A 24,844-nucleotide genomic window follows, 5' to 3' on the forward strand; every position below is an offset into this window, starting at 1 on the left:
ACCCCGATCGGGAGTGCCTGTGAGCCCTGGCGGGGTGGTTCAGGGCTCCGGCCCGGGGCGAAGACACCGTCGGCTACCGCGATCCCTCGGCTGATGACACACGGACCCGACAGCCGAGCCTTCGGCGCTGTGAACGGCTTGTCTTACCGAGTCTCACCTGGCGGCGGGAGTCCCGCCATGCCTGGCTGGCGACGACGGGCGGGACGTGGATGTCCCGTCCTCCGACTGGATCGAGACCACCGTGGACATCTACGGTCACCTTGTCCCCGAGGCGTGGGATAGGAGTCTGTCTCCGTGGCTTGACGTGCTGGATGTGCTGGATCAATCCCGACGGTGCTGGACGGGTGCTGGATACGATCACTCGAAGGGACGTTTTCACAAGTGGGAGCGCTGCCTTCAACGTTCCGCTTCAAGGTGTAGCGGCCGCCGTAGCGTCGGTGTGACGATCTGCCAAATGCTCAGGTCAAGCGGGGTCGGCCCCCAGCGGAGCCGACCCCGCCGCCGTACCCATTGCCGGATCCGCGCTGGATGGGCTGAGGAACCGTCAGCGGGGTGTGGCGGTGTTCCCGGCGCGGGTTACTCCGCGCTCTTCGCCTGACCACCGCTGACCGCTGACGGGCGTAGGGCTGTCCGTGTGTGTGGCGCGGTGTGCGTCCAACCCCCCTGGGGCGCACACCGCGCCGGTCTCACGCGGGTCTGCGGGGTCCTGACTCCCCGCGGCCCTATGCCGCGTGCAGGGCCAGCGTCGGGGAGAGGCGGGCCGCGCGGACCGCTGGGTAGAGGCCGGCGAGCGTGCCGATGACCAGCGTGGCGCCGAAACCGCCCGCCACCGACCACAGGGGAACGACCCACGGCAGGCCGTCCAGGTGCGCGAACACCGCCGTGGCCGCCGCCCCCAGCACGACCCCGGCCGCGCCGCCGAGCCCCGACAGCAGCAGCGACTCCGTGACGAACTGGACGCGGATCTGGCCCCGTGCCGCGCCCAACGAGCGCCGCAGCCCGATCTCGTACCGTCTCTCCAGCACCGAGATGATCATGGTGTTGGCGACGCCGACGCCGCCCACCAGGAGCGCGATGCCGCCGAGCCCCAGCAGGAGGCTGTTGAACGCCCCCTCCGTCGCCGCCCGCGCCTTGAGCTTCGCGGACGGGTCGGTGACCTCGATGTCCTGCGGGTTCTCCGGGTCGATCGTGGCGGGCAGCAGGTCGCGTACGTCGCTCACCGTGTCGTTCGTGGAGCGCTCGTACACCGATGTCGGATGGCCGTCGAAGCCGAGCAGGTCCTCGGCGACGTCCCAGCCGACGAGGGCGGACCGTTCGATCTCCGGGGCCAGGGGCAGCGGGTCGAGGATGCCGACGACCGTGAAGTACCGGTCGCCCAGCCGTCTCCTTCACCGCCCGCCCCGGGGAGCTGGTCCTGATCACCGGCCCCAGCGGCGCCGGCAAGTCCACCGTCGCCAAGCTCCTGCCGCGCTTCTACGATCCGGGCGCGGGCGACATCCGGCTCGACGGGATCCCGCTCGACGCCCTCCCGCTGGAGTTCTTGCGCGAGCGCGTCACCCTGCTCCCCCAGGAGATGCTCGTCCTGCACGGCACCATCCGCGAGAACATCGCGTGCGGACGGCCGGGCGCGACCGACGACGAGATCTTCCGTGCCGCCCGGGACGCCGCCGCGCACGACTTCGTCAACGCGCTCCTCGACGGTTACGACACCCATCTCGCCCCGGGGACCGCTCCTCCGACGAGCGGGGGGCGGCCAAGGAACGGCCCTCCGACGAGCGGGCGGCCAACGAGCGGCCCTCCGCCGAACGGTCCGCGTGCCGCAGGCGGTACCCCCACCGCGGCACCGTCTCCACCACCGCCGGCCGCCCCAGCTTGGCCCGCAGCCTGCTGACCGCGATCCGTACGGCGTTGCTCCGGGCGCCCACCTCCCCGCCCCACACCCGCGCCAGCAGCTCCTCGCCGCTGACCACCGCCCCGTCGGCCCGCATCAGCACTTCGAGTACGTCGAACTCCCGGCCCGTCAACGCCACCGGCCATCCGTCGCGGCTGACCCGGCGGCCCGGCACGTCCAGCACGAGTCCGGCGCACTCCAGAACGGACGGGCGCGGCGGGCCCGGTGCGGAGCCGTCGCCCCCGATGACCTCCACGGTGTGCCCGGCGCGCCGCAGTTCACCGGCCAGCCGCTCGGCCGCCGATTCCCCGCGCCGTACGACGCCGCCCACGGGATCGTCCGCGGGATCGCCCACGGGATCGCCCACGGGATCGTCCGCGCCGTCGTCCCTCATGTCGTCCACGATCAGTACACGCATGGTCGCCTGTGTACCGGCCGAGGGCATTTCGTCGCTGTTTCGCTCGCGTCCCGGCCGGACTGGACGCAATACCGGCCACTTCGGCCCGTTTGGTTCACGGTCTCCCGGCGCTCGCTCAGAACAGTGCCAGGCCCTCGCCGCTGGTGTCCGCGATGACCGGCCGGGACTGGGCGGGGAGTCCGTCCAAGCGGTCAGGACCAGCCGCGGCGGCCACGGCAGGGCTCGTCTCGGCCAGCCAGACACCAAACTGCTCGACGGCTTCGCGGTAGGGGACTCGCGCCAGCACACGGTGCTCGCCGGAGGGGCAGAAATCGACCGCGACAGTGAGCAGGCAGGAACGGGGCGCGTTCTGACTGCCCGTCCAGGACACGCGCAGGACACCGCAGGGCTTGCGCCCACGGGGGGCGGGATGGGTCGGGCGCAGCGATCGGCAGGCTATCTGGGCGGTCCATGCGGCGAGGTGCGGCAGGGGCAGGGTGGTGCGTGCGCGGCAGCCGGGGCAGCGGTGCCAGTGGCGAAGCCAGTCGTCGGTGTCGGTGTGGAAGAGGCGTGTGTAGCGGTTCGCCACGCGGATGTCGTTGCTGTACAGGTGGTCGGGGCGTTCCTGTGTGTTGCAGGACTGGCATACGGGGGCGCGGACGTAGCCGTGTTCATGGCAGTGGTCGAGGACGGCGGCGGGCGCGGTGCGGCAGACGGCGCACGCCCACCCGGCCACCCTGCTGGCGGAACCGGGCTTCCTGCTGAGCACCGAGTACAGCCGGCCTTCCAGCTCTCCGTTGTACGGGCGCGGTGGGGCGGTGGGGCCCTCGGGGCTCGTCGTCCGCCGACCGTCGGCGTCCCGGGCCTGCCGGGGGTGGGAGGGCGGCTCGGTGACGGCCGCGCTCGACCGGCGGGTCCGCGCGGCCTGCACCCACCGCGTTTCGGCGTGCTCGGCCGCGTCGAGCAGCCTGACCACGGCGCGCGGCAGCCACCACGTCCGCTGCGCCCCGTCGCGGGTCTGCGCCACGAGTAGCCGTCGCCAGTCGATCCCCGCCAGGTGGTACGGCGGGCCGACTTCACGCCGTGCCGCCCGCTCGGGGCCGCCCGGCTCCCGCAGTTCCCCCGTGATGCGCCGCCGCCAACGCAGGGGCGTGTCCTCGCTGTTCTCCTGCTCGGGCGCCGCACGAAACGGACCGATGCGGACCAGGTCCTGCCGATCCATCCGCACCGCGTTCAGTTCCACGGCCGCCCGGCGCACCTCGGCCTCCGGAACACGCCACTGACCGCTGCTGGCTCTCACCGTCGCCACCACATGGCCGCCGAGCAGGACGTACCCCACCCGGGGATGGGCAGGAGAGCGGGTGAATGCCCCAGAAGCCGTCGGCACAGCACTGTCGGCCGTCAAATCGACCCACAGAGCGTCCGCGGCACCCAGGGCGATCAGGCCGTCCGTGCGACCGGGCATGACACGCTCTGACATACCGACAGGCTAACGGCAGCGTCGGACGGAAGCGGTCTCCGCGGCCGGCGGCCGGAACCGCCGTCGCCGCCCGTCGATCCGGCTTCTCCGTTACAGGGAACCGCGGGAACCGCACAGGCCCGTTCCCCGTGGTTGTGAGTAGTGGCAGCTCCGCGGGGTGGCGCGCAGAACCCCAGCGGGGGTGACCAGAACGGGAGGTGTGGAGAGGTGTACCCACGGAACTGGCGGAACGCGCCGCGGCCACCGCACCCACCGAATGGGCCGCCCCCACCGGCCCCACCCAACTGGCCTGCGGGAGTCCGGGAGTGGCCTACGTTGTGGAGGTTGTGCCAGAGGCTGTTCCGCCGCATGTCGCCGGACAGCCCGCTGTTGCTGCTGACCCCGCTGCTGGTGATCTTCTCCCCGCTGCTGGTGCTGTACACCCTTCTCCGCACCGCCCGCCTCGTCGCCGTGCGCATCTTCCATGACGACCCCATCGCTCCCGTCCCCGTGCGCGATGGGACTTTGGACCGCGTGAAGCTGTTCCGGATGTGGGTGGCGATCGGGGTGTCGGTCGCGGTTGCCGCGGTTTTCGGCACTGCGTGGGACGCGGCCGAGTTGGTGTCGGACGGCTGGACCACACTTCTCGTCACGCCCTGGCTGCTCATCGCCACCGCACCGGTCGTGATCACGCTCCTCATCCTGTGCGCGCCGCGGCACAGACGCCGTGCGATGCGGACCGCCCTGCGCGTTCCGCTGCGCAAGCTCGCTTGTTTCATCGGCACGCTGGTCTTCGCGCCCGCCCTCATCACCGTCATGGTCCTGACGAACCCGTCCCGAGTGGGCGGCTCCCTCGGTACGTGGCTGGGCCTCGCTTGCGTGGCGGCAGGTGCCTGGTCGGTGTTCCTGTTCCTGTTCTCGTCGGCCGCGGTCGCACGGACGGGCTTCGGCGTGGCCGCGGTCCACCCGGCGCTCCCTGCCCTGCTGACCAGCGTCCTGGTCTGGGAGCTCGCGGCCATCGGCGGACTGCCCGCCGGGCCGCCGCCGATCGCGTACACGATGCTCATCGGCGGCCCGGCCGTGGTGTCGGCCATCGCGTGGTGGGAGATCCATCGGCTTCGGACCCGGTACGGGGTGCTGCTGCGGTGCGGCTGAACAGGAGTCCGGCACCCCGTGTTCCGCTTCAACGTCTGGCCGGATGAAGTCACACCGCGGTGGTGTCCTGGCGGAGACGCAGACCAGTGGCCCGGCTCTTCGGAGTCGTGCCACTGGTCTTTGCCCGTGCGGGGACGGCGCTGGGATCATTGATCCTTCGTCGGGCATCTGCTCTGCCCGTGAGTCACAAAAGTGGTACGTTATGTCGTACCACTGCTGGAAAGGGTGAGACCATGTCCATAACTGCGAGCGAAGCCCGCAAGGCTCTCTTTCCGCTGATCAAGAAGGTCAACGACGATCACGAGGCCATCGAGATCGTCTCGAAGCATGGCAATGCCGTGCTCGTCTCGGCCGAGGACTATGCGGCATTGCGCGAAGGCTCGTACCTGCTGCGCTCTCCGGCGAACGCTCGCCGACTGCTCAAGGCGTACGAGAACGCCCTGGCCAACATCGACGTGTCAGAGCGAGAGCTGATCGACCCCGACTCGCCGGATGCGGCCGGTGAGGGTGCTGCGTGAGGCTCCTCTTCGAGGATCAGGGCTGGGAGGACTACACGTCCTGGCTCAAGAACGATCGCAAGATGCTGGCCCGGATCAATAAGCTCATCGAGGATCTCAAGCGCGACCCTTTCACGGGGATCGGCAAGCCTGAGCCGCTGAAGTACCACTTGCCCGGAGCGTGGTCGAGGCGGATCGATGACGAGCACCGCCTTGTCTACTTGGTCACGGACAAGGAGATAGTGATCCTCGCGGCTCGCTATCACTACTGACCTCCAGCCTTCCTCCTGCCGTGCTGTCGGCAGGTGCGGAGCGAAAACCGACGGGCTCGCCTGTGGAGGTGAGCCTTTTTGTGTGGGTGCTGGGGTCGGCTGAAGTGTCGAGGCTCGTGAAGTACGACTCAATCTACGTAAGAACCTATCTACGTTAGTTTCCTCTGAAGTGTGTCGTGGAGTTCCAAGGTCGGGCCGAAGATCTTGAGCTGCCCAGCCCTTCGGCCGTCATGACTACGACGCCCTGGTACGCGACATGCTCGCCGTTCCCGGTACCGCCCCGGACACCCCGCTGGTCGCGGTCTCCCGCTGCGGGGTGGCCGACGATCTGCCGCTGACCGCGCACTGGGGTCCGGAGGACCTCGTACGGGCGTGGCGGCCCCGCTAGCCGCGGGGCCCGAGGGCACGGCCGGAATCCGGCGTACGGGCCCGAAGCGGACGGCGAGTCGGGCCCTTCAAGGCCCGGCCCGCCGTCCCGCCGTCAGGCCCCGTGCCGTGAGGTGGGCGCGGCCCGTGGTGGTGTCGGTCCAGTGTTCGGTCTGGAGGCCGGCGAGGCGGGCGCTGTCCACGTTGTCCTGGCGGTCGTCCAGGAAGAGGCAGTCCCCGGGTTTGGCGTCCAGCCGCGTCGTCAGGATGTTCCAGATCTCCGGGTCCGGCTTGGCTATGCCGAGCTCGCCGGAGAAGAGCAGGTGGCGGAAGTGGGCGGCCCACGGCTGGGCGCGGAAGGCTTGGGCGTGGGAGCGGGGGGCGTTGGAGAGGAGGGCCAGGGGGACTCCGTGTGCGGCGAGGTCGGTGAGCAGGGCCACCGCGTCGGGGCGGGTGCGTGACCAGGCGGAGAGGTCGAGGGCGGTGAGGCGGGTGGCGAGGGGCTCGTCCACCCGTATGCCGAGTCGGTCGCCGACCGCCTGCCAGTAGATGAGGTCCGTGGCTCCCCGGTCGTAGGCGGATCGTTCGGCGGCCCATGCCTCGCAGAAGGTGGCCAGGGGTGCCCGTATCAGTTCGGCGAGGTCGGGGCGGACATCGTGGTGGAGGCTGAGGACCTCGCCGTAGTCGAACACCACCCATGGGTGTTCGGGCCGGGGCGCGTCCGTGGCGGCCGTGGCGGCGGGGGCGCTCACCGGGCGGCCAGGTCGGGGTCGGAGACCAGCAGGACCTTCATCGCCGCGTACGCCGCGGGCGCGGTGGCGGGCTCCAGCGGGGCGGCGAGCGCGGCGAAGGCGTCCCGGTAGGCGGCGAGCGGGAAGGTGTGGGTGACGATCCGGTCGATGGGGAGGTCGGCCGCCAGGTCGAGGGCGGCCTCGAAGAGGCGGGGCGGATAGGGGCCCGCCCCGATGACGCGCACCCCGCGGGTGACGAGCGGGCGCAGCGGTACGGACGCGCGGGCGTGCTCGCGCTCTCCCATGACCACGACCGTGCCGCCGGACGCGACGATCTCCAGCGCCTGCTCCAGCAGGACCCCCGTGGTGTCCACCACCACGTCAGGGCCGTGCGGCAGCACACCGGCGGGCAGCGCGAGGCCGGGGCCGTGGCCCGGACCGGGGCCGGAGCCGGGACCGGGGCCGCCGACCACCTCGACGCCGTCCGGGAGGATGTCGCGGGCCAGCGCGGCGCGGGTCGTGTCGCGCTCCAGCAGGACCGTACGGGCACCGCGGTGCGCGAAGACCAGGGCGCACAGGGTGCCGATCGGGCCGGCGCCGATCACCAGCACCCGGTCGTCGGGGCGCGGCGCCGCCGCCTCGACATTGGTGAGGACGCAGGCCAGGGGCTCCACGACGGCGGCCCGGCGGAAGCTCATGGAGTCGGGGAGCGGGAGGGCGAAGCCCTTGGGTACGACGACCGCGCCGGCCATCGTGCCGTCCCGGTCCACCCCGATCTCCCGGCCGTCCTTGGCGGTGCAGTGGGCCGCCATCCCGCGCCGGCAGGGGCGGCACCGGCCGCAGTGGTACGTGGGGTTGACCACGACACGGTCGCCCGGGCGCAGCCGGGTCACGGCGGATCCGACGGTCTCCACGACCCCCACCGCCTCGTGCCCGAGCACCACCCCCTCCAGAGCGGGGAACTCGCCGAGCACGATGCCGCGGTCGGTGCCGCAGATCCCGGTGGCGGCCACCCGTACGACGACGTCGTCCGGGTGGTGGGCGCGAGGCGCCGAACGGGTCCGCAGAACGGGCTTCCCGGACTCCAGGACCAGGGCCTGAATCTCCCTCATCGGCGGGATGACTCCTATCGGTTCGGCTGTCGGTTGGGTGTCCTTCCCGGACCGCCTAGGGTGTCCCGACCGAGCCGCCCCGGCGGGCGGCCGCGATCGCGGGAGAGGACGAATGAGGATCTTGCTGTTGGGGGCGTCCGGCTACGTCGGCGGAGCCCTGTAGTCCGAGTGGTCGGCCCGGCACACCGTGGTCGGGACCTGCGCGTCCCGTCCCGTGCCCGGTCTGGTCCCCCTTGATCTGCGCGACCCGGAGGCGCTGCGGAGACTGCCGGACCAGGGGTTCGACCTGGTCGTGCACGCCGCCGGCCTCGTCGATCTCTCCGACGCCGAGCGGCAGCCCGAACTGGCGCGGCAGCTCAACGCCGCCTCCGTGGCGACGCTGCGGGACGCGGTCCGCGGCACCGGCACCCGCATCCTGCTGATGTCCACGGACAACGTCTTCGACGGCACCGCGGACACCTACACCGAAGGCGACGAGCGGGCCCCGGTGAACGCCTACGGCCGCTCGAAACGCGCCGCGGAGGACGCCCTCATCGGCGCGGATGCCCTCGTCGGAGAGGACGCCTTCGCCGGTGCGGACACCCTCGCCGGTGCGGACGGCCGTCTCGCGGGCGGCCATCTCGTGGTGCGCATTCCCCTGGTGTACGGGCGCAGCCCCATCGCGGACCGGTTCATGGCCAGGTTCGACGGCCCGCGGACCCCGGCCCGTACCGATGGTGTGCGCCCCGGTGTACCTGCCCTGGCTGCCCGGTGCCCTGGAGGAGCTGTGGGACCGGTCCGGCCTGCTGCACCTGGGTGGTGCGCAGGTGGTGACCCGCTACGAGCTGATGACGCGGATCCGGGACGCGCTCGCGCTGCCGACCGAGGTGGTCCCGGTCAGCGGTGACGACCCGCTCCCCGCGCCGCGCAGGCCCGCACGGCTGGTGCTGCGCAGCGTGCACCACGGGCTGCTCGGCCCCGGGCTGGACGACGCACTGGGCGACATGGTCCGCGGCGGACCCGCGGGGCGCCCGTGAGGTGCGGCCCCGCGCCCCGCGGACCACGCGCCCCGCGCCCCGCGGACCACGGGCCCATGGGCAGTTACGGCGGGGGCGGCCCGCCCGTGACCACCGCCAGGTGCCGGTCGGTGTCGAGGTCCGCGGCGCCCTCCGACCACTGCGCGGCGAGGTCGTTGAGGAGCAGCGTCCCCAGCAGGTAGTGGCCGAGGGCGAGTTCCTCGGGCGGCGAGTGGCGTCCGCCGACGTCGGGCTTGGGCTTGCGGTCCGACAGCCGGCAGGGCGCCTCCGCGAGTACGTGCAGGGCGTGGGTGAGCAGCAGCCGCTGTTTCCAGTGCGGGTCGCCCTCGAACAGGGCCGGGGCGCCGGTCGCGTCCAGCCGGTCGAGATAGTGGTGGGCGGCCGACCGGTAGCCGGGGTACACCGGGCGGCGGAAGCCCGTGTGCCAGCCGCCGTCCGGTCCGTCGCGCCGGATCCGGATACCGAGCCGGAGCATCGGGTCCCATACGGTGAGGCTGAAGAGGATCTTCGCCATGTCGTAGACCGGATCCCATGGGCCGGTGGAGCCGCGCGGGTCGATGATGCGTACATCGGTGTTCGCGTCGCCCTCCGTGGCGAAGAGCAGATTGCGGATGTTGGTGTCGCCGTGGGCGGGGAACCCCAGCCGGGCCGGTGCCAGGGCGTCCAGACGGTCCCGCTCCGTCTCCAGCAGCCGGCGCAGCAGTGGCGCGGGAGCTTCCAGGCGACGCCCCTCGACGACGAGTTCGCGTTTGCCCGCGACCTCCGGCAGGTGCTCCTCCAGCACCGGCAGCCGGCGCAGGAACCGGCCGATGTGCACATCGTCGAGGTGGCCGGGCGGTGTGGGGTGGGCGGCGGAGCCGTAGCCGTCGGTGAGGAGGGCGCGCAGGGCGTCCGCGTTACGGGCGAGGAACAGCTCCTCGTCGCCGTCGCCCCGGCGCAGGCAGGCGCCCAGGTCCTCGGAGGGCAGATAGGGGGTGGTGGTGGCGGCCCAGCCGTCGCCCTCGATGGTGTCCAGGACGGTCAGATAGCGCGCGGCGAGTTTCGGGGCGTGGTCGGTGATGTGCCGGATCTGGTGGAGTTTGCCGCGGAAGGAGCCGAGGTCATGGCCGTCCACCGCGCCGGGATGGGCGGCCAGCACCTTCAGGACGACCTCGCCGCCGTCGGCCGCGCGGGCGCGGTGGACGCGGGCGGGAGAACCGCCTTCCCAGATCTCCTCGCCCACGGTCAGACCCAGGCGGTCGGCGGCCGCGGCGACGGCGGCCCGTTCCGCGGCGGACGCGCCGCCGTGTTCGGTCGTGTCGTCGTACTCGGCCGCGCTGCCGTGTCCGGTCGCGCCGCTGTGTCCGGACGCGCCGCCGCCATCCGGAGCGGTGTCGCCGTCCGGGGCGGTGCGGGACGGGGGTTCTGCGGTGGCCATGGGGTGTCCTCCCTGCGGATCGGGCTCGGCCGCCCTCACCAGCGGATCTCCGAGATCAGGGCCTCGTGCAGCCGTGGGGTGCAGGCGGCGATGCAGGAGCGCTGGTTGCCCGGGTCGATCTCCAGCAGCAGCGTGTCGCCGAGCGGCGCGCCGTAGGCGTCGGTGATGACGACGCCCGCGCGCTCGGCGAGGAAGACCGAGGCGGCGATGTCGTACGGGAAGAGGTGCAGGATGCTGCCGTGGCCGACCCGGCGGAAGTCGGCCTCCGTCTCGGGGCGGTCGCGCAGCAGCCGGTTGCCGATGTCGACGTAGGCGTCCATCTGCCCGGTGATGATGCGGGAGATGGAGAACGAGGCGCTGTTGAAGACGTAGACCCCGCCGCGGTTGGCGGAGGCGTCCACGAGGTGGCCGTAGGCGTCGAGCATCAGCCGGGCCGGATGGCCGTTGAACTCCAGCGACCAGAACATCCGCTCCAGGTCGTCGGTCTTGCCGACGCTGGGGACGGGGTCGGGGTAGCCGCCGCTCTCGATGCCGTCGGAGTGGACGTCGGCGTACATCCAGTTGCCGGTCTTGATCTCCTTGAGCATGGCGTACTCGATGTCGGCTATGGACGGCGCGGGTCCGTAGCGGGCGGCGGCGATGGACACGCACGCCATCTCCAGGTCGGCCGCGGCGCCCCGGGTTCCGTCGATGGGGTCGATGACCAGGACGTACCGGGGGTCGTCGCCGATCACCCGGAGACGCGCTCCTCGAGCACGCTCCACAGGTCGAATCCGATGGTGCCCAGGACGCCGGCCCACTGGCGGCGGGTCAGTTCCTGTCCGTGCTCGCGGAAGATCTCGGAGTAGATCCGGAACACGTGCGGCTCCGGGTCCCACAGGGTGCCGTCGAGGTCGAACAGGACGGCGCGTACCGGTGGAGTCCGTCGCCGGGTCGAGGGGGGTAGCAGGGACAACATTGCTCAGAACCACTCCGGAGATCTTCAGAGGCGGACGCGAGGTGCGCCGCATTTCCTGCGTTCCGTTTTGGTTGCGGACGATGATCTGTCATTCCTCGTGCGCTGACAACCCCCGTGTCACCGGCGCCGGTTGGGGACCCGCGAGAATTCGATGGTGACCCCCGTCACCGCGTCCGCCGTGTGAAACTCTCCCCCCGACGTGGTTGTTGACTTTGAATGTGACTTCTCGTCAGCATGAATGTGACAGGTTGTCGGCGCAAGGGGAACGGCATGGGGCGAGCACGGGACGCCGGGTCGGCGATCCGGACGGCGGTCGTCGGGCATGTCGAGTGGACGAGCATCGCCCGTGTCGCTCGAGTGCCCGAGCGCGGCGAGGTGGTCGCCGACGTCGTCTGGGAGGGCCCGGCCGGCGGCGGTGCCGTGGCCGCCGTGCAGATGGCCGCGCTCGCCGGGCGCACCACGTTCTTCACGGCCCTCGGGAACGACGCCGCCGCCCGGCGGACCGAGGACATCCTCGGCCGGCTGGGCGTACGGGTCGTGGCCGCGACCCGTACGGAGGCCACCCGAGGGGCCGTCAGCCTGGTCGACGACACCGGTGAGCGGACCACGACGACGCTCGGACCCCGCCTCCAGCCGTCCCTGGACGACGCGCTGCCCTGGTCCGACCTGGCGCACTGCGATGTGGTGCACTTCGTCGCCGGGGCGCCCGAGGTGCTCAAACAGGCCCGGCAGGCGCGTGTGCTGACCGCGACGCTGAGAGAGCTGGCCGCCGTCGCCGCCTCGGGGATACGGGTGGACGCCCTCGCCGGGAGCGCCGCCGACCCGGCCGAGCGCTACGATCCGGCGCTGCTCGACACCGCACCCGGCCTGGTCGTCCGCACCGAGGGGCGGCAGGGCGGCACATACCTGGAGGCCGGCGGCGCGGCGGGCCGCTACCGGGCGGCGCCCGCGCCCGGCCCGGAAGTGGACAGCTACGGCATGGGCGACACCTTCGCCGCCGCCCTCGCCCACGCCCTCGGCCGTACCGACCTCCCGGCCCAGGCCCTGGCCGCGGCGGCCGGACACGCCGCCCGGTGCGCCGCCACCCGCGGCCCCTACCACCTGCCCTGACCGCGGGCGGCACGGACCCCGGGCGGTCGGCGGCCGCCGAGGCGGACCGGGCCCGGAACACCATGGGCCCCGCGAACCGAAAGCCGCCACGGAGCGAAGGCGCCACGAAGCGAAAGCCGCCATGGAGCGAAGCCGCCACGAACCGAAAGCCCCCCGCGCAGCGAAAACCGCGGCACAGTGAAAACCGCCACGAGGCGAAAGCCGCGGCGCGACGAACGGCGCGACGAACGGCGCGACGAACGGCGCATCGGAAACCGCCGCGCAGCGAAAGCCCCCGCGAAGCGAAGGAACGCATGCTCACCCTGGTGCTATGGGACATCGACTACACCCTGCTGGTCAGCGGACCGGCCGGCCGCTCCGTCTACCCGCGGGCGTTCACCGCGCTGACGGGCGCCCAGCCGGAGTGCGTGGTGCCCACTGAAGGCCGTACCGAACCGGAGATCATGGCCGAACTGCTCGCCCGCCACGGGGTGACCGGCATCTCGGCCGAGGACGCCGCCGCGATGACCGACGCTCTGCGCGAGGCCGACGAAGAACTGCGCGCCAAGGGGCGGCGGTTACCCGGCGCACTGGTGACGCTGGCCGCCCTGCGCGACGATCCGCGCGCGGTGCAGTCGCTGCTCACCGGCAATCTGCGGCCCAACGCGCACCGCAAACTCGCCGCCTTCGGACTGGAGGAGCTGGTCGACTTCGAGGCGGGCGCCTACGGTTCCGACGACCCGGTACGGGCCCGTCTGGTGCCGCTGGCGCAACGCCGGGCCGGTGAGCGGTACGGCGTCCGCTTCGACCGTACGAACACGGTGCTGCTCGGCGACACCGTGCGGGACGTGGCCGCCGGTGTCGAGGGCGGCGCCCGGGTGGTCGCCGTCGCGACCGGTCAGTACACCGAGACGGACCTGCTCGCCGCGGGCGCCGATGCCGTCCTGCCCGACCTGTGCTCCATCGAACGGGTCCTGACCTGCGTCTTCGGCGTGGCCAGACCGGGGCGGGCGGTCCCGCGGCAGCTCCACCCGCGCAACGCACCGTGATGGTCCGGGAGAACCGTCCAGCGACGGACCACGGGGACCGTCCTGTGACGGGTGACGGGAACCGTTCTGTGAAGGGTGACGGGAACGGGGCGGTGGGCGGCGCGGGGCCCGCCGAGGGCGCTCGGGCGGGCGGTGTTCCGCCACCCGAATCCGCCATACGGCCCGCCGTACCTCCCGCCGTACCCTCAGCCGCACAGCCCGCCGTACGGCTCGAGCCGGGGTCCTCGTCGTCACAGGCCGCCGTCCACGGCACGGAGGAGGACCTCGTGTCGGTGATCGTTCCCGCGCGTGACGCCGCCGCCACGCTCGGACGGCAGCTGGACGCGCTCGCCGCACAGGACCACACCGGGCCCTGGGAGGTGGTCGTGGTGGACGACGGGTCGTCCGACGCCACCGCCGAGGTGGCCGAGAGCCGCCGGTCCGCGCTGCCCGCCCTGCGCGTGATACGGGAAGCGGGCAGCGGCGGTGTCAACCGGGCGCGCAACGTCGGGTGCCGGCACAGCCGCGGGCGCCTGCTGCTGTTCTGCGACGCCGACGACCTCGTGACCCCGGGCTGGATGTCCGCCCTGGTCCGGGCGCTGGAGACGGCGCCCGCCGCGGGCGGCGCCCTGGAGCGCCGTTCCCTGAACAGCGCGGCAGCGCTCGCCGCCCGCCCCCCGGCTGCGGTGCCCGGCCTCGCCGACTCGTTCGGCTTCCTGCCGTACCCCTGGGGCGCCAACTGCGCCGTGCGCAGGGAGGTATGGGAGCGGCTGGACGGATTCGACCCCGCGTACACCTATGGCTCGGACGATGTGGAGTTCTTCTGGCGGGCGCAGTTGTCCGGCGCCGCACTCGTCTTCGCCTCTGCGGCCGTGGTGAACTACCAGTTGCGGGACCGCCCTTCGGACATGGCCCGCCAGTACTTCCGCTACGGGCGCTCGCACCCGATGCTCTACCGCCGCTTCGCCGCCGCCGGAATGCCCCGCTCGTCGACGGCCGGGGCGTGCCGCGAGTGGGGGCGTCCGCTGCTCCACGCGGGCGATCTGCTGCGCTCCGGCACGGCCCGCGCCCGTTGGCTGGTCCGGGCGGCGCTGCGGACCGGCCGGATAGCGGGCAGCCTGCGCCACCGCGTCCGCTATCTGTGAACCGCCTCCGCGAGCCGCGTCTGTGAGTCGTTGATTGTGACCTGCCTCTGTGAATCGATATCGGTGAGCCGCCGAGGTGAGTCGCTGTCGGTGAGCCGTCTGGGTGAGCTGTCCGCCGCCGTCCGCGGCCGTCTGTCCGCGGCTGTCCGTCTGCGGCCATCTGCCCGTGGCAGTCCGGTTGCGGCTGTCCGTCCGCAGCCGAAAGCGTCCTCCCGGAAGCCGGAAGCCGGAAGCCGGAAGCCGGAAGCCGGAAGCCGGAAGCCGGAAGCCGGAAGCCGGAAGCCGGAAGCCGGAGGCGCCCCCGGACACCTCCTGCCGGAAGCCCCGGCCGGATGCCCGGCGGCGGCCGCGCCGGGTAAGCCGTCCTCAGCCGCGACCAACCCTCCGGGTCATCCCACTCCCACGGAGCCGCCATGAACCCCATGCCCATCCCCACCCCGCCGCCGCCTTCCCCGCATGAGCCCGCCGACCCCCGCCCGGTCCTCGCCGTCGACATCGGCGGTACGAAGACCGCGGTGGCCCTGGTCGGCCCGGACGCCGCCGTCTCCGAACGGGTCGTCGTACCCACCCCCGTGGCGGGCGCGCCCGAGGAGGCGTGGGCCGTGGTGACGGCGGCAGCGGCCGCTCCCCTCGCCCGCGCCGCGGCGCTCGGCGGGGTGCGCGGCATCGGCATCGGGTCCGCCGGTCCGGTCGATCCGGCCGCCGGGACCATCGCCCCGGTGATGATCCCCGTGTGGTGTGACGCGCCGGTCGTCGCCTGGGCATCCGCGTGGGCCCCCGGAGTCCCGGTGACCCTCGTCGGGGACGGCATCTGCGCCGCCGTCGGCGAGCACTGGGCCGGTGCCGGGCGGGGCGCCAACGCCATGCTGGGCTGCACGGTGTCGACGGGGGTCGGCGGCGGTCTGATCCTGGGCGGTCGGCCCTGGCCAGGACCGTCCGCCAACGCCGGTCACATCGGGCATATCGTCACCGACCCGGACGGCCCTGCCTGCCCCTGCGGAAGCCGCGGCTGTCTGGAACTGACCGCCAGCGGTACCGCGCTGCTGACCCGCGCGCTCGCCGCCGGCTGGACCGGGCCGGAGGGGAACCGCGGCGGCGCCGGTGCGACCACCGCCGACCTGGCCGAGGCGGCGCGATCCGGCGACCCGGTGGCCCGCCGTGTCTTCGCGGAGGCGGGACGGGCCCTCGCGGCGGCCTTCACCTCGGTGTGCGCCGTCTGTGACCTCGACCTGATCGTGGTGGGCGGCGGGGTGGCGCAGGCGGGCCCGCCGCTCTTCGACGCGATCGACGCCGGTATGCGCGAGTTCGCCGGACTGCCATTCGTGCGGCGCGCGGTGGTCCGGCGCGCCGCGCTCGGCGCCGACTCGGGACTGGTCGGCGCGGCCGCACCACTGCACGCCCCCGAGCGCTACGGCGCCGAGCGCCACGCTCCCGAGCGCTACGCCCCCGAGCGTGACAGTGCCGAGCGCCACGACGCCGCCGAGGGCGACCGCACGGCGGTCTGACCCTTCACTGACCTCCCCACCCATCCCCGAACCGTCCCCCACCCATCCCCGACCCCATCCCCGACCCCATCCCCGACTCATTTCGAGGAGAGCCCGTGACCGAGTCCGCACCGCCCGCCCACTCCCCGGCACCGGACGGCCGCCCTGACACGAGCCGCCCACGTGAAGGGGGACCGCCGCCGCCCTCCGCACTGCTGCGCCGGGCCCGCGCCGAGGTCTTCCTGCTCTTCTTCATCAACGCCATCGCCTACGCCAATATCGTGCCCAGGCTGCCCGAGATCCGGGACAGCATCGGGCTGTCGAACACCGCGCTCGGCACGGCCATCGCCGCCATGCCGGTCGGGGCCCTGGTCGCCGGGCTGTTCGCGGGTGCGATGGGCGCCCGTATCGGCAGCGGCCGCCTCGCCGCGCTCTGCGCGTTCGGCTTCGCGGCCGCCGTTCCCCTGGTGTCCTTCGCCTCGGTGTGGGCCATGCTCGCCTGCTGCCTGTTCCTGCTCGGCGTGCTCGACGCGATCATGGACGCCGCGATGAACACCCATGGCCTGCGCGTCCAGCGGGGCTACGGACGGTCCATCCTGAGCAGCTTCCACGGGCTGTGGAGCGTGGGCGCGGTCGTCGGCGGCCTGCTCTCCACCACGCTGGCCGGTGCGGGCGTACCGCTGCGCTGGCACCTCCTCGGCATCGGGGCGCTCCTCGCCGTGCTGGGCGTGGCGGTGTGGCCCCTGCTGCTCCCCGGCCGCGACGAGGACGAGGCACCGACATCGGCGGAGGCTCGGCAGACCGAGACGGCTCCGGCCACACCCGAGTCCTCCCCGGCCGCGACGGCGGCCCGCGCCGGACTGAAGGCGGCCCTGCTGCCGCTGCTGCTCCTCGGGCTGCTGCTGGCGATGTCGTCCGTGGTCGAGGACACGCCCGCGTCATGGGGATCGGCCCTGCTCCAGGACGACTACGGGGCCTCCGCATGGCTGGCCGGTTTCGCCTACGTCGCGTTCCAGACCGCCATGACCATCGCACGGTTCACCGGGGACCGGGTCGTGGACCGGTACGGCCGGGTGCCGGTCGCCCGGGTGGGAGGGCTGCTCATCGCGGTGCCCCTGTCCCTCGCCCTGCTCACCCACTCGACCCCGGCGGTGATCGCCGCGTTCGCCTGCGCGGGCCTGGGCGCCGCCACCCTCTTCCCCTCCGCCATGCACGCGGCCGCCAGCATTCCGGGCATCCGCAGTTCCGACGGGGTCGCCGTGGTCTCCTGGCTGGCCAGGGTGGGCTTCCTCGCGGCGCCACCCCTGGTCGGGCTCATCGGCGACCGGATCAGCCTGCGGGTCGGCGTGGCGATGATCGTCGTCGCCGGGCTGCTCATCCTGGCCCTCGCGAAGGTCTTCGCCCCCGCCGACCGGAGCATGTCCGAAGCATCGCGGTGACGGGGCCGGACTCTCGGAGTCCGGCCCCGTCTCTCACCTGTTTGTATCGGGGGCGAGGTCGTTCAGATTGATGTCGATCTTGAAGGGAACCGTCCGCTGGAGGCTGTGGCGGAAGATTCCGGCCGGGGCGTAGGCCCCGGTCGGTTCGTCGAGCTCGTAGACGTGGACGACGGGCATCCCACCCTCGTCCTCGATGCGCCAGTAGTGGGGAATCCCGGCCTCGGCGTACTTGCGGAGCTTGACCGTTCGGTCCCGGTGGGCGGATTCGGGGGAGACGACCTCGATGACGAGTTGGACTTCCTCCGGCGCGAACCAGGTGCGGTCACTGTCGAAGTCGGCCGTTGTCACCAGCAAATCCGGTTCGGGCCGATTGCGTTGATCGAGCTTGATCGTCATCTCGCGACCGACCCTCGTCTCGGCGGGTACCTGCTCCATGAGCGCGATGGTGAGCATCGTGACGAGGTGGCCATGCCACCACCTCTGCGGAGACATCATGAAAACGAGTGCTCCGTCGATGAGCTCGGTGTGGCGGGGTGCTTCCGGCAGGTGGTCCAGATCATCCGCGAACCAGCCCTCGGGGCGGGGCGGGCGCATCCAATCGGGGAGGGCGGTCATGAGTCAACCGTAGCGGTGAGCGTTCGCCCCGGGAACGCGACGCCCTCCACCGGCACGGAGGAGTACGGGAACAGGGCTGAGGAGACGACAGTCGGCCAGGAAGTCCGGCCGTTGCCCCAGGCCGGGCCTGACGCGGGCCGGTCCGCTACGGCTTCTTCGGCTTGCCCTCGCCGTAGAGCCAGGTGTCGAAGAGGCGGGTCAGATCCTTGCCGGACTTCTTCTCGCACAGCTCGATGAACTGCTTCGTGTCCGCGTTGCCGTGCCGGTGGTCCTTGAGCCAGGTGCGGAGGATGGAGAAGAAGGTCTTGTCGCCGACGGCCCGGCGCACCTGATGCACCACCATCGCGCCGCGGCCGTAGACCGGCGGGTCGGAGACGCTGGCGACGTTCGGGGGGTCGGCGGGCGGGAAGTCCCAGATGCCCTCGCTCTCGTCGTCGGTGCCGTCGTAGAAGTCGTCGAAGACCTGCTGGGCGGTGCGGCCGTCGTGGTCCTCCTCCCACAGCCACTCGGCGTAGGTCGCGAAGCCCTCGTTGAGCCACATGTCCTTCCAGACCCGGGGGGTGACCGAGTCGCCGAACCACTGGTGGGCGAGTTCGTGCACGACGAGCGTCTTGTCCGGGGCCGCGTCGAAGAACGGCTTGGTCTGGGTCTCCAGGGCGTAGCCGAGGCCGGGGAGGTGGCCCACGACCGCGCCGGTGGAGGAGAAGGGGTACGGCCCGAAGACGCGGCTCTCCCAGGTGATGACGTCGTCGACCTGGTCGGCGATGTCCTTGGCGCCGCGGGCCTCGGTGGGGTCGACGGCCACGTACGAGGGCAGGCCCTCGCCGGTGGTCGTGGTGCGGACGCCGAAGCGGCCGATGGCGACCGTGGCCAGATAGCTCGCCATGGGCTCGCCGGCGCGCCAACGGAATGTGGTGCGGCGCCCCCGGGTCTCCTGGCCCTTCAGCTCTCCGTTGGAGACGGCGGTGTAGCCCTCGGGCACGGTGACGGCGATGTCGTAGGCGGCCTTGTCGGAAGGGTGGTGATTGCCGGGGAACCAGGTCATGGACCCGGTCGGCTCGCCGAGGGCCACGGCGCCGTCGTCGGTGCGGAGCCATCCCTCCTTCCCGCTGTCCTCGCCGCTGAAGGTCTTCGGCCTGCCGCCGTAGACGACGGTGGCCGTGAAATCGCGGCCCTCGGGGAGCGCCGAGGCGGGGGTGAGGATCAGCTCGCTGCCGCTGCGGGCGGCCTTGGCGGGGCGCCCGTTCACCGTGGCCTTCCGCACCCGCAGCCCGGCGAGGTCGAGATGGAAGGAGCTCAGGGCGCGGGTGGCGCGGGCGGTGATCCGGGCGGTGCCGTTCAGATGGCGGGAGCCGGGCGTGTAGTCGAGGGCGAGACGGTAGCCCCGTACGTCGTAGCCGCCGTTGCCCAGCCGCGGAAAGAGCGCGTCACCGACCCCGGCGGACCCCGCACCGGCACCGGACACCCCGGCCGCGTCCTGCGCCCCGGCCCCACCGGTGCAGCCCGCGCACAGCGCGAGCAGCAGTACGCCGGGAAGAACGCGTGACAGGTGGCGCCCCGCCCGTGCCCCGCTCATCCCCGCTCCGGCTCGGGTGCCGGGGATTCGCCGGGGACGAGGGGCACCGCACGCAGCCGTCCGATCCGCGCGTCATGGCGCTCCGCCCACTGCGACCGCGGTTCGTCGTCCATCTCGGTTTCCTTGTGTCGAGGGTGGCTTCTCAGGAGCCTAGCGGCCGCCGGGCCCGCCCGGCGGACAGCAGGACCGGCCCCGCGCCGCCCGCACGATCAGCGTTCCGTCATGCCCTGGCTCCGGTACGGCGACGACCCGCGCCCGGCTTTCTCGCGGCCCGCGTCCATCGGCAGCAGTTTTCGCGTGCGTGGGAGCATGGGGCCATGTGGGCACAGCCGCCGTTCGGGGACAGACTGCGGGCCGAGCTGGGTTCGCCCCGTCGGGCTCGCAGGCTGGGCAGCAGTCCGCGGTCGCGGGTGTGGCGGGCCGAGCTGTCCGGCACTCCGGTGGTGGTCAAGCAGCTCATCGAGGGGCCGGAGGCCGCCGAGCGATACGCCCGCGAGGTGGCCGCGCTGCGGCTCGCGTCCCGGGTCGATCCGCCCGTCGTACCGGGGCTCCTCGGGGCCGACCCCGGCGAGCGGGTGCTGGTCCTGGAGTACCTGGACGAGCAATCGCCGGCCGACGACTGGGTGGTCGGCTACGCCGAGGCGCTGGCCCGGCTCCACGCGGCCACCAGCGCTGACGACGTGGGCCTTCTCCCGGCCTGGTCCGGCCCCACCCGCGATGACATCGGCTCCTTCCTCGCGCTCGCGCGGACGCTCGGCTGTACGGTGCCGTCCGCGGTGTGGACCGAGCTGGACGACCTCGTGAACCGTCTGACCCACGCGTCCGGGCATGCCCTGCTGCACGGCGATCCCTGCCCGGGTAATGACATGCACACCAGCAGCGGAACCAGGTTCATCGACTTCGAACAGGCCGCGCTCGGCCATGGGCTCGTGGAACTCGCCTACCTTCGCATCGGCTTCCCGACCTGCTGGTGCGTCACGGCCCCGGCCCAGCCGCTGCTGGACGCGGCGGAGGCCGCCTATCGCACCGCGTGGCGCCATGCGACGGGCGCCGAGGTCCGGGACGATCTCACCGACGCCTGCGCGGGCTGGCTGCTTCGCGGCGATGCGCTGGTCGAGCGGGCGTACCGGGGGACCGCCGACCATCTGTCCAAGGTCCCCGACGGGGACTGGCGGTGGGGCACCGCCACCGCCCGGCAGCGGCTCGTCCACCGTCTTGGGATCATCGGCCGGATGACCGTCAGCGGCGGCGAGCTCGGGAATCTGGGACAGCTCGCGATGGCCATGCGCGGCGCCATACTCTCCCGTTGGCCCGCGCTTCAGCCACTCCCCTCGCGGCGGCCCTGACGGCCCCGCCACCCGGCGGGTTAAACGTCCCTGAGCTGCCGTTCACCACTTCTAGTGAAGCTCTGGCCTTGTGTTGCAATTGACAACACTGGGTTGCCAAGCTGTTGCTGACTGTCAACCCAGGGAGTGCACGTGGCCTTTGGTGACCAGCCCGCATACCTCCGGGTCGCCGACGATCTGCGGAAGAAGATCGCCGCGGGTGAGCTGCCGCCGCATGCGCGTCTCCCGTCCCAGGCCAGGATCCGGGAGGAGTACGGGGTTTCGGACACCGTCGCGCTGGAGGCGCGCAAGGTGCTGATGGCCGAGGGGCTGGTCGAGGGGCGGTCCGGGTCCGGTACGTATGTGCGGGCGCAGCCGGTGCCGCGGCGGGTGGTGCGCGGGGGCTTCCATACCGCCGGTGAGACCACGCCGTTCCGGCAGGAGCAGGCCGACGACCGGATCACCGGCACCTGGGACGCCGACAGCGAGCAGGAGCGGGCCGGGCGGGAGATCGCCGGGCGGCTGGGGATCGAGGTGGGGGAGCGGGTGATGCGCACCCGCTATGTGTTCCGGTCGCTGGGGGAGGTGGTGATGCTCTCCACCTCATGGGAGCCGCTCGCGCTGACCGGCCGTACGCCCGTGATACTGCCCGAGGAGGGGCCGTTGGCCGGGCGCGGGGTCGTCGACCGGATGGCCGCCCTCGACCTGGTGGTGGACAACGTGGCGGAGGAGGTCGGCGCGCGCCCCGGCCGGGCCGAGGAGGTGCTGGCGCTGGGCGGGGTGCCGGGCCACTGGGTGATGGTCACCTCGCGTACGTATTTCGCGGGCGGCCGCCCGGTGGAGACCGCCGATGTGGTGGTGCTGGCCGAGCGCTATCGGATCGCCTATCGGCTGCCGGTGAAGTGAGCCCCCGCCGGGGCTCTCCGATAGTCGGGCGGCCCGTTCCGGGGCGTCTTACCGCGACTTAACCGCCGCCCCGCCGCCGTAACGGCCCGGCAATGCCGCCTCGCGGCCGTCCGTCACCCGCGGCTCCTACCGTCATCGGGCGTGAGGGAAAGGCCCGAGTGACAGGGGACGCCGGTATGACGGATTCGGTCGACGCGGTCGCGCCCGAGGCGGGGCCGTCCGCGGCGGGAGCGGCGGCCCACAGGGCCTCGCGGCGCAGTTACGCCCGGCTGGCGGCCGACGAGAGCCGCGAGGACTACTCGCTGCGCTACGCGCCCCACTCCTACCGCCGCTGGTCGCCGCCCATGGTCGCCTCGACGGCGCTCGGCGGGATCGCCTATCTCGCGGACTTCGCCATCGGCGCGTCCATCGTCTTCAGCTACGGCTTCACCAGCGGTGTCGCCTCGATCCTCACCGCGGCGACGATCATCTTCCTGACCGGAATCCCCATCGCCCGCGCCTGTGCGACCTACGGCCTGGACATGGACCTGGTCACCCGCGGTGCCGGATTCGGCTACTTCGGCTCGACGCTGACCTCGCTGATCTACGCCAGCTTCACCTTCATCTTCTTCGCGCTGGAGGGCTCGATCATGGCGCAGGCCATGCACCAGGCCGTCCATATCCCGCTGCCGGTCGGCTATCTGCTGACCACCCTCATCGTGATCCCGATCGTCTTCCGCGGTATGGGCGCGCTCGCCAAGGTGCAGGCGTGGACCCAGCCGGTCTGGCTGATCGGGCTCGTCCTGCCGTTCGTGGCGCTGGCCTTCGAAGCGCCGGACTCCTGGGGCGCGTTCACCTCCTTCGGCGGGACCGAGGGCGCGGGCTCCGGCTTCGACTGGATCGGATACGGCCTGGGCACGGGTGTCGCGCTCTCGCTGATCGCGCAGATCGGGGAGCAGGCCGACTATCTGCGGTTCATGCCCGCGAAGACGGAGGAGAACCGGCGGCGCTGGAATCTGGCGGTCCTGGCCGCAGGCCCCGGCTGGGTGGTCATCGGGGCGGCCAAGCAGATCGGCGGCGCCTTCCTCGCGTTCGTGGCGCTCGACGCGGTCGGCGGGACCCATGCGCTGGAGCCCATCGCCCCGCAGATCGAGGCGCTGAAGCCCTGGCTGGGCTCGGTCGCGCTGCCCGCCGCCGCGGTCTTCGTGGTGATCTCCCAGATCAAGATCAATGTGACCAACGCCTACAGCGGTTCGCTGTCCTGGTCCAACTTCTTCTCCCGCGTCACCCACCGCCACCCCGGCCGGGTCTGGTACATCTTCCTCAACCTCGCCATCGCGCTGGCGCTGATGGAGATGAACATGTTCGCGGCGCTCAACAAGCTGCTGGGCTTCTACTCCAACGTCGGCATCGCCTGGATAGCCGCCGTCGCCGCCGATCTGGTCGTCAACAAGCCGCTCGGGCTGAGCCCGAAGTACATCGAGTTCAAGCGGGCGTATCTGCACCCGGTGAACCCCGCCGGATTCGGTGCGATGGTGATCGCCTCGACGGTCTCGATCGTCGCCTTCTTCGGGGGCTTCGGGGAGGTGGCGGAGGCGTTCTCGACCTTCATCGCCTGCGGTCTGGCCCTGGTGCTCTGCCCGTTGCTGGCCTGGCTCACCAAGGGCCGCTACTACCTGGCGCGGGAGAACACGGTGAACGGGCCCGGTGCCGAGGTCCCGGACCTCACCGCCACCCATCTGTGTGCCTCGTGCGAGACGGCGTACGAACTGCCGGACATCGCCGACTGCCCGGTGCGGGCGGGAGCCGTCTGTTCGCTGTGCTGCTCGCTGGACGCCGAATGCGGGGACGTCTGCCGCAAGGCGCCCACGGGCGAGCCGGTGCTGATGCCGCTGCCGACGGTGACCGCGACTCGGTGAAGGCCGGGGCGGACGTTTGGGACATGGCCGGATGAGTGCCTCGTTGTAAGAACACGTATCCGCTGCGTGAAGGTAGGGCGTAGGCTCGGGCATATGCGGATCGGGATTTCCTTAACGGTGTCGCGGGATCGTGCGTCCGGGCGCGCCACAGCGGAGGGGTCGGGGAGATGAGTGACGGGAACGCTGTGCTGCCCTGGCTCGTGATCCGCCAGGACGCCAACGGCAACCGCTACCGCGTCGGGCGCTACGCCACCAGGACGGAGGCCCAGGAGGTGGCCGACCGACTTGAGGGCGAGGGCCAGGAACAGCTGTACGTGGTCGAGCGGACCGCCGCATCCCGTCAGTCCGGCTAGCCCGCGGCACGACGTATGACGTCCAGGGTCCCGGGGCACTCGCCCCGGGGCCCTGGTGTGCTTCGGCGCAGGCCAGGGGGCTAGGGTGCGGCCCATGGGCGTGCGCGTGGTGGTGGGCGGAGCGGTGTTCTACCGGGGGCGGCTGCTGGCCGCGCGGCGCAGCGCCCCACCCGAGCTCGCCGGCCGCTGGGAGCTTCCCGGCGGCAAGGCCGAGCCCGGGGAGACACCGCGGGAGACGCTCGTCCGTGAACTGCGCGAGGAGCTCGGGGTCGAGGTCGAGCCGCTCGAACCGCTGCCGGGGGAGTGGGCGCTGAAGCCCGGCTATGTGCTGCGGGTGTGGACCGCGGCCCTGCGCTCCGGTGAACCGCGCCCGCTGGAGGACCACGACGAGCTGCGCTGGCTCTCCCCGGACCGGGTGGACGAGGTGGACTGGCTGGACGAGGACCGCCCCGCGGTGGCGGAGGCGATGCGCAGGCTGCGCGCGGCCGCGACCGGGGACGCCGGGGAGACCCGTCCGCGCACCCCTTGAGAATCGTCCCGGATGGGGGCTTTTCGGTGCCCGACACGGGAAAATCCATGGGGTTCGAGCCGCCTCCGCCCGGTTAGGAGTGAGGGGGAGCGCCGATCATGAGCGCTTCACCAAAAGCCGGGACGGAAACTGATGGCGGGCTGAGATAGTGCTGTGATCGTGAAGACCGTACTCGGGATGGCCGAA

Annotated in this window: 26 protein-coding genes and 2 pseudogenes; 17 read left to right on the top strand and 11 right to left on the bottom strand. The window is 72.1% G+C overall.

All coding sequences use genetic code 11. From position 1 onward, the window contains the following. Window positions 1-722: 722 nt before the first annotated feature. Window positions 723-1,379 (bottom strand): annotated as a pseudogene (locus NQU54_RS38385) (ABC transporter permease); the annotation flags it as partial. A gap of 2 nt (window positions 1,380-1,381) precedes the next feature. Here NQU54_RS38385 and NQU54_RS38390 point away from each other — a divergent pair. Continuing rightward, window positions 1,382-1,747 (top strand): annotated as a pseudogene (locus tag NQU54_RS38390) (ATP-binding cassette domain-containing protein); the annotation flags it as partial. Here the strand turns inward: NQU54_RS38390 and NQU54_RS49515 are convergent. Further along, window positions 1,683-2,336 carry a winged helix-turn-helix domain-containing protein gene (locus NQU54_RS49515; protein ID WP_306279484.1) on the bottom strand — a complete coding sequence of 218 codons (654 nt, stop codon included), beginning with the start codon at window positions 2,334-2,336 and terminating at the stop codon, window positions 1,683-1,685. The pseudogene NQU54_RS38390 and the gene NQU54_RS49515 overlap by 65 nt on opposite strands. Window positions 2,337-2,424: 88 nt before the next feature. Beyond that, on the bottom strand, window positions 2,425-3,768 hold the full coding sequence (locus NQU54_RS38400) for an endonuclease domain-containing protein (protein ID WP_257635026.1): 1,344 nt from the start codon (window positions 3,766-3,768) through the stop codon (window positions 2,425-2,427). Window positions 3,769-4,116: 348 nt separating this feature from the next. Between NQU54_RS38400 and NQU54_RS38405 the strand changes: the two genes are divergently transcribed. The 4 genes from NQU54_RS38405 to NQU54_RS38420 all read left to right on the top strand — a co-directional run bounded on the left by NQU54_RS38405 (window position 4,117) and on the right by NQU54_RS38420 (window position 6,059). Further along, entirely contained in the window at window positions 4,117-4,902 is a 786-nt protein-coding gene (locus NQU54_RS38405; RefSeq protein ID WP_257635027.1) for a hypothetical protein, read from the top strand. 233 nt (window positions 4,903-5,135) lie between these two features. After that, entirely contained in the window at window positions 5,136-5,420 is a 285-nt protein-coding gene (locus NQU54_RS38410; RefSeq protein WP_257635028.1) for a type II toxin-antitoxin system Phd/YefM family antitoxin, read from the top strand. After that, window positions 5,417-5,671: a Txe/YoeB family addiction module toxin gene (locus NQU54_RS38415; protein WP_257635029.1), complete on the top strand. Its 255-nt coding sequence runs from the start codon at window positions 5,417-5,419 to the stop codon at window positions 5,669-5,671. The genes NQU54_RS38410 and NQU54_RS38415 overlap by 4 nt, the downstream gene beginning before the upstream one ends. A gap of 256 nt (window positions 5,672-5,927) precedes the next feature. Continuing rightward, a complete protein-coding gene (locus tag NQU54_RS38420; RefSeq protein ID WP_306279485.1) occupies window positions 5,928-6,059 on the top strand; it encodes a hypothetical protein in 132 nt (43 codons plus the stop codon). 67 nt (window positions 6,060-6,126) lie between these two features. Here NQU54_RS38420 and NQU54_RS38425 read toward each other — a convergent pair whose 3' ends face one another. Beyond that, window positions 6,127-6,789, bottom strand: a complete 663-nt coding sequence (locus tag NQU54_RS38425) for an HAD family hydrolase (protein ID WP_257635030.1) — start codon at window positions 6,787-6,789, stop codon at window positions 6,127-6,129. After that, window positions 6,786-7,880, bottom strand: coding sequence for a zinc-dependent alcohol dehydrogenase (locus NQU54_RS38430; protein ID WP_257635031.1), 1,095 nt, complete (start codon window positions 7,878-7,880; stop codon window positions 6,786-6,788). Before NQU54_RS38430 ends, NQU54_RS38425 begins: the two co-directional genes overlap by 4 nt. Window positions 7,881-8,094: 214 nt before the next feature. Between NQU54_RS38430 and NQU54_RS38435 the strand changes: the two genes are divergently transcribed. Both NQU54_RS38435 and NQU54_RS38440 read left to right on the top strand, forming a co-directional pair. Next, window positions 8,095-8,766: a sugar nucleotide-binding protein gene (locus tag NQU54_RS38435; protein ID WP_257635032.1), complete on the top strand. Its 672-nt coding sequence runs from the start codon at window positions 8,095-8,097 to the stop codon at window positions 8,764-8,766. Next, window positions 8,708-8,896 carry a hypothetical protein gene (locus NQU54_RS38440; protein WP_257635033.1) on the top strand — a complete coding sequence of 63 codons (189 nt, stop codon included), beginning with the start codon at window positions 8,708-8,710 and terminating at the stop codon, window positions 8,894-8,896. Before NQU54_RS38435 ends, NQU54_RS38440 begins: the two co-directional genes overlap by 59 nt. Before the next feature lie 64 nt (window positions 8,897-8,960). On the opposite strand, the gene NQU54_RS38445 is transcribed toward NQU54_RS38440, so the two are convergent. From NQU54_RS38445 to NQU54_RS38455, 3 genes are read right to left on the bottom strand one after another with little or no spacing between them, the layout of a single operon-like run. Further along, window positions 8,961-10,313: an aminoglycoside phosphotransferase family protein gene (locus NQU54_RS38445; protein ID WP_257635034.1), complete on the bottom strand. Its 1,353-nt coding sequence runs from the start codon at window positions 10,311-10,313 to the stop codon at window positions 8,961-8,963. 35 nt (window positions 10,314-10,348) lie between these two features. Beyond that, a complete protein-coding gene (locus tag NQU54_RS38450; RefSeq protein WP_257635035.1) occupies window positions 10,349-11,047 on the bottom strand; it encodes an inositol monophosphatase family protein in 699 nt (232 codons plus the stop codon). Further along, window positions 11,044-11,271 carry an HAD family hydrolase gene (locus NQU54_RS38455; protein WP_257635036.1) on the bottom strand — a complete coding sequence of 76 codons (228 nt, stop codon included), beginning with the start codon at window positions 11,269-11,271 and terminating at the stop codon, window positions 11,044-11,046. Before NQU54_RS38455 ends, NQU54_RS38450 begins: the two co-directional genes overlap by 4 nt. Before the next feature lie 270 nt (window positions 11,272-11,541). On the opposite strand from NQU54_RS38455, the gene NQU54_RS38460 reads away from it, so the two are divergent. The 5 genes from NQU54_RS38460 (at window position 11,542) to NQU54_RS38480 (ending at window position 17,456) form a co-directional block, all read left to right on the top strand. After that, entirely contained in the window at window positions 11,542-12,381 is an 840-nt protein-coding gene (locus NQU54_RS38460) for a PfkB family carbohydrate kinase (protein ID WP_257635037.1), read from the top strand. A gap of 293 nt (window positions 12,382-12,674) precedes the next feature. Next, window positions 12,675-13,409 carry an HAD hydrolase-like protein gene (locus tag NQU54_RS38465; protein WP_257635038.1) on the top strand — a complete coding sequence of 245 codons (735 nt, stop codon included), beginning with the start codon at window positions 12,675-12,677 and terminating at the stop codon, window positions 13,407-13,409. 266 nt (window positions 13,410-13,675) lie between these two features. Next, entirely contained in the window at window positions 13,676-14,533 is an 858-nt protein-coding gene (locus NQU54_RS38470; RefSeq protein ID WP_257635039.1) for a glycosyltransferase family 2 protein, read from the top strand. Window positions 14,534-14,946: 413 nt separating this feature from the next. Continuing rightward, window positions 14,947-16,038, top strand: coding sequence for an ROK family protein (locus NQU54_RS38475; protein WP_306279487.1), 1,092 nt, complete (start codon window positions 14,947-14,949; stop codon window positions 16,036-16,038). Window positions 16,039-16,133: 95 nt separating this feature from the next. Beyond that, entirely contained in the window at window positions 16,134-17,456 is a 1,323-nt protein-coding gene (locus NQU54_RS38480) for an MFS transporter (protein ID WP_257635040.1), read from the top strand. Between the two features lie 33 nt (window positions 17,457-17,489). Here NQU54_RS38480 and NQU54_RS38485 read toward each other — a convergent pair whose 3' ends face one another. The 3 genes from NQU54_RS38485 to NQU54_RS38495 form a co-directional block, all read right to left on the bottom strand. After that, the gene (locus NQU54_RS38485; protein ID WP_257635041.1) at window positions 17,490-18,071 is read right to left on the bottom strand and encodes a Uma2 family endonuclease; all 582 of its coding nucleotides are present in this window, start codon (window positions 18,069-18,071) and stop codon (window positions 17,490-17,492) included. 145 nt (window positions 18,072-18,216) lie between these two features. Beyond that, window positions 18,217-19,647: a M1 family metallopeptidase gene (locus NQU54_RS38490; RefSeq protein ID WP_257635042.1), complete on the bottom strand. Its 1,431-nt coding sequence runs from the start codon at window positions 19,645-19,647 to the stop codon at window positions 18,217-18,219. Beyond that, on the bottom strand, window positions 19,644-19,760 hold the full coding sequence (locus NQU54_RS38495) for a DUF6087 family protein (RefSeq protein WP_306279488.1): 117 nt from the start codon (window positions 19,758-19,760) through the stop codon (window positions 19,644-19,646). Before NQU54_RS38495 ends, NQU54_RS38490 begins: the two co-directional genes overlap by 4 nt. A gap of 204 nt (window positions 19,761-19,964) precedes the next feature. Between NQU54_RS38495 and NQU54_RS38500 the strand changes: the two genes are divergently transcribed. The 5 genes from NQU54_RS38500 (at window position 19,965) to NQU54_RS38520 (ending at window position 24,658) form a co-directional block, all read left to right on the top strand. Next, window positions 19,965-20,993 (top strand): phosphotransferase, encoded by a 1,029-nt coding sequence (locus NQU54_RS38500; protein ID WP_257635043.1) that lies wholly within the window; start codon window positions 19,965-19,967, stop codon window positions 20,991-20,993. Window positions 20,994-21,125: 132 nt separating this feature from the next. Further along, window positions 21,126-21,878: a GntR family transcriptional regulator gene (locus NQU54_RS38505; protein ID WP_069864422.1), complete on the top strand. Its 753-nt coding sequence runs from the start codon at window positions 21,126-21,128 to the stop codon at window positions 21,876-21,878. Window positions 21,879-22,054: 176 nt separating this feature from the next. Continuing rightward, entirely contained in the window at window positions 22,055-23,776 is a 1,722-nt protein-coding gene (locus tag NQU54_RS38510; RefSeq protein ID WP_257635044.1) for a purine-cytosine permease family protein, read from the top strand. Window positions 23,777-23,943: 167 nt separating this feature from the next. Beyond that, window positions 23,944-24,129 (top strand): SPOR domain-containing protein, encoded by a 186-nt coding sequence (locus NQU54_RS38515; RefSeq protein ID WP_069864418.1) that lies wholly within the window; start codon window positions 23,944-23,946, stop codon window positions 24,127-24,129. A 94-nt stretch (window positions 24,130-24,223) separates the two neighbouring features. Beyond that, a complete protein-coding gene (locus tag NQU54_RS38520) occupies window positions 24,224-24,658 on the top strand; it encodes a (deoxy)nucleoside triphosphate pyrophosphohydrolase (protein ID WP_257635045.1) in 435 nt (144 codons plus the stop codon). Window positions 24,659-24,844 lie beyond the last annotated feature (186 nt).

Source organism: Streptomyces malaysiensis subsp. samsunensis (assembly GCF_024519315.1).
In the GTDB taxonomy this organism is placed as follows: Bacteria; Actinomycetota; Actinomycetes; order Streptomycetales; family Streptomycetaceae; genus Streptomyces; species Streptomyces malaysiensis.

What these genes read in the sequence shown, in the direction of transcription:
- NQU54_RS38465 (WP_257635038.1), top strand. Translation starts at nt 12,675, where the DNA reads ATGCTCACCCTGGTGCTATGGGACATCGACTACACCCTGCTGGTCAGC.
- NQU54_RS38490 (WP_257635042.1), bottom strand. Translation starts at nt 19,647, where the DNA reads ATGAGCGGGGCACGGGCGGGGCGCCACCTGTCACGCGTTCTTCCCGGC.
- NQU54_RS38485 (WP_257635041.1), bottom strand. Translation starts at nt 18,071, where the DNA reads ATGACCGCCCTCCCCGATTGGATGCGCCCGCCCCGCCCCGAGGGCTGG.
- NQU54_RS38460 (WP_257635037.1), top strand. Translation starts at nt 11,542, where the DNA reads ATGGGGCGAGCACGGGACGCCGGGTCGGCGATCCGGACGGCGGTCGTC.
- NQU54_RS38510 (WP_257635044.1), top strand. Translation starts at nt 22,055, where the DNA reads ATGACGGATTCGGTCGACGCGGTCGCGCCCGAGGCGGGGCCGTCCGCG.
- NQU54_RS38400 (WP_257635026.1), bottom strand. Translation starts at nt 3,768, where the DNA reads ATGTCAGAGCGTGTCATGCCCGGTCGCACGGACGGCCTGATCGCCCTG.
- NQU54_RS38405 (WP_257635027.1), top strand. Translation starts at nt 4,117, where the DNA reads ATGTCGCCGGACAGCCCGCTGTTGCTGCTGACCCCGCTGCTGGTGATC.
- NQU54_RS38515 (WP_069864418.1), top strand. Translation starts at nt 23,944, where the DNA reads ATGAGTGACGGGAACGCTGTGCTGCCCTGGCTCGTGATCCGCCAGGAC.
- NQU54_RS38445 (WP_257635034.1), bottom strand. Translation starts at nt 10,313, where the DNA reads ATGGCCACCGCAGAACCCCCGTCCCGCACCGCCCCGGACGGCGACACC.
- NQU54_RS49515 (WP_306279484.1), bottom strand. Translation starts at nt 2,336, where the DNA reads ATGCCCTCGGCCGGTACACAGGCGACCATGCGTGTACTGATCGTGGAC.
- NQU54_RS38520 (WP_257635045.1), top strand. Translation starts at nt 24,224, where the DNA reads ATGGGCGTGCGCGTGGTGGTGGGCGGAGCGGTGTTCTACCGGGGGCGG.
- NQU54_RS38475 (WP_306279487.1), top strand. Translation starts at nt 14,947, where the DNA reads ATGAACCCCATGCCCATCCCCACCCCGCCGCCGCCTTCCCCGCATGAG.
- NQU54_RS38430 (WP_257635031.1), bottom strand. Translation starts at nt 7,880, where the DNA reads ATGAGGGAGATTCAGGCCCTGGTCCTGGAGTCCGGGAAGCCCGTTCTG.
- NQU54_RS38455 (WP_257635036.1), bottom strand. Translation starts at nt 11,271, where the DNA reads ATGTTGTCCCTGCTACCCCCCTCGACCCGGCGACGGACTCCACCGGTA.
- NQU54_RS38495 (WP_306279488.1), bottom strand. Translation starts at nt 19,760, where the DNA reads ATGGACGACGAACCGCGGTCGCAGTGGGCGGAGCGCCATGACGCGCGG.
- NQU54_RS38410 (WP_257635028.1), top strand. Translation starts at nt 5,136, where the DNA reads ATGTCCATAACTGCGAGCGAAGCCCGCAAGGCTCTCTTTCCGCTGATC.
- NQU54_RS38440 (WP_257635033.1), top strand. Translation starts at nt 8,708, where the DNA reads ATGACGCGGATCCGGGACGCGCTCGCGCTGCCGACCGAGGTGGTCCCG.
- NQU54_RS38420 (WP_306279485.1), top strand. Translation starts at nt 5,928, where the DNA reads ATGCTCGCCGTTCCCGGTACCGCCCCGGACACCCCGCTGGTCGCGGTC.
- NQU54_RS38500 (WP_257635043.1), top strand. Translation starts at nt 19,965, where the DNA reads ATGTGGGCACAGCCGCCGTTCGGGGACAGACTGCGGGCCGAGCTGGGT.